Source organism: Romboutsia sp. (assembly GCF_035470145.1).
In the GTDB taxonomy this organism is placed as follows: domain Bacteria; phylum Bacillota; class Clostridia; order Peptostreptococcales; family Peptostreptococcaceae; genus Romboutsia_D.
Window position 1 is genome coordinate 1 of sequence record NZ_DATIRC010000154.1, and the last position, 2,001, is coordinate 2,001.

General features: G+C 32.0%; 2 protein-coding genes and 1 tRNA gene. All 3 read right to left on the minus strand.

Going from position 1 to position 2,001, the window contains the following annotated elements; all coding sequences use genetic code 11:
- Positions 1-202 precede the first annotated feature (202 nt).
- Positions 203-976 (minus strand): undecaprenyl-diphosphate phosphatase, encoded by a 774-nt coding sequence (locus VLM92_RS05925; RefSeq protein WP_325275425.1) that lies wholly within the window; start codon positions 974-976, stop codon positions 203-205.
- 97 nt (positions 977-1,073) lie between these two features.
- Positions 1,074-1,150 (minus strand) — tRNA-Thr (locus VLM92_RS05930).
- Between the two features lie 99 nt (positions 1,151-1,249).
- Positions 1,250-2,001, minus strand: a 752-nt coding sequence (locus VLM92_RS05935) for a phosphoenolpyruvate carboxykinase domain-containing protein (RefSeq protein WP_325275426.1), incomplete at its 5' end; no start/stop codon positions are given.

A 2,001-nucleotide genomic window follows, 5' to 3' on the forward strand; every position in this document is an offset into this window, starting at 1 on the left:
CTATAACGTCGTTACCTTGTGGCAATTTTATTGTATTATAGTCTTCACGCTTGACTTTTCTTTTGCCCAACTATGTTGCACCTCTACATTGCTTTCCATAAAATACTACATAACTTAAATACGTTAGTCTTATTTTGTGAAGTTTCAAACGAGTTTAAGAAGTTTTTCAAAATTTGGTTCATCTGATTTTATTTAATCGTCTTTAAAGAACTATAAACAGAATTATTACTATTCCAATAGTCCAACAATAATAAGCAAATAGATGGATTTTTTCGTTTAAAACCAATTTTCTCAGAAAAATTAGTGATACATAACCTACAATCATGGAAGTTATTATTCCCAAAAAAAGAAGAATGATATCAACATTTATCAATGAAAATTCTTGGACTTCATTAAATGTTGCCCCTAATATCGCGGGTATAGATAACAGAAATGAAAATCTGAAAGCTGTTGTTTTATCAATTTTTCTCATTAGAGCAGTTGAAACCGTTAACCCGCTTCTTGAAATACCTGGAATTATGGTTAATGCCTGAGCTAAACCTATAACTAAAGAATCAAAACTATCCATTTTTTCATAACCAATTTTTCTATCAGAAAAGAAGAGTACAAACCCTGTGATTAAAAGGGCTAATCCTACAGCTAGTAAATTAGAAAAAAGTGATTTAAAAAAATCATAGAATATAAAACCGCTAATGGCTATTGGTATACTGCCAATTATTATAAAAATGGCCATTTTTCCTTCATCGCATTTGAAATTCAGTCTAATTACAGCTTTAATTATTCTTATTACGGTTTCTCGAAAGAATGTTAAAACAACTATCAATGTTCCGATATGTAATGTGATATTATAAATCAACGGTAGATTTAACCCAAGAATTTTTTCCATAATAACCAAATGTCCAGAACTTGATACTGGTAACCACTCTGTTAATCCTTGAATTAAGGCAAGAATCAAAATGTCAATTTCTGTTACCATGAACTTATTCCCGTCTGGTTTTCTTGTTAATTAATTAAAACCTATGATATTAGAAATAGGCTTAAAAAATGTTCCAAATGATTTAAACATAATAAAATGGAGCCTCGGGCGGGATTTGATCCCGCGACCAACAGCTTACAAGGCTGCCGCTCTACCGGGCTGAGCCACCGAGGCACAAACACCTTAAGGGCTTGTTATCCTTCTATTTAGGACTAACCTATAGATTTTCCGTTTCTGATAAATTAAGAAAATAAAAAGATTGATAATTCGTTTTTATTCAATGAACATTTCTGGTGAAATATAATTTCCTTTCTTTTCCTTGGCATTGAGGAGACGTTCACATTGTTGGTTTAGTACCCAAAAGACAGCTTCAGGTGTGTAGGTTACGTTCTTTTTATAGAATTGTCTAAAACGTTTTATTTTTGACATATGTTCTGGGATTCTAATAGTAAAATGTTGAATATACTCCTCTTTACTGTAATCTTTGTCTCTAACTGTTTTAAAGAGTCTTTTCAAATCTTCATATCTCGGAATATAACCTGTTGGTGTTTCAATTGCGTCTACTTCATTATGGATTCGAAGTTCCATCCATTTTATCCAGACATGTTTGTCTTTAGGATCATTTAGATAATTTCCTTTTTTATCTTGCAAGAAATAATGAACTCCGAAAACAATAGGTGGATTATCTACTTTTTTTCCAAACTCGAGATTGTTCCTAACATTCTTACCTAAAGGAATTGAAATAAAATCTTGAATACTCATCATATTAATCTCAGGAACACCTTCTTTTCCAATTGTGGCAAAAGTTGTTTCTGTTTCCAAAGAAGCTCCATATGCAATAATTCCATGTTCCCAATCAAAGCTTTGTTGAACTGGAACATATGCTTTGGTATCTCTTCCACCATACAAAATGCCTTTAACTTCAACTCCTAGAGGATTATCTAATTCTGGATCACAATTTTCTAAAGCTTTGAGATTCACTGCATATCGGGCATTTTTATGGGCTGGTGGAATATCATTTCCTT

Bases quoted from the DNA above. Each gene is read 5' to 3' on its own strand.
- VLM92_RS05925 (WP_325275425.1), bottom strand. From the start codon at position 976: ATGGTAACAGAAATTGACATTTTGATTCTTGCCTTAATTCAAGGATTA.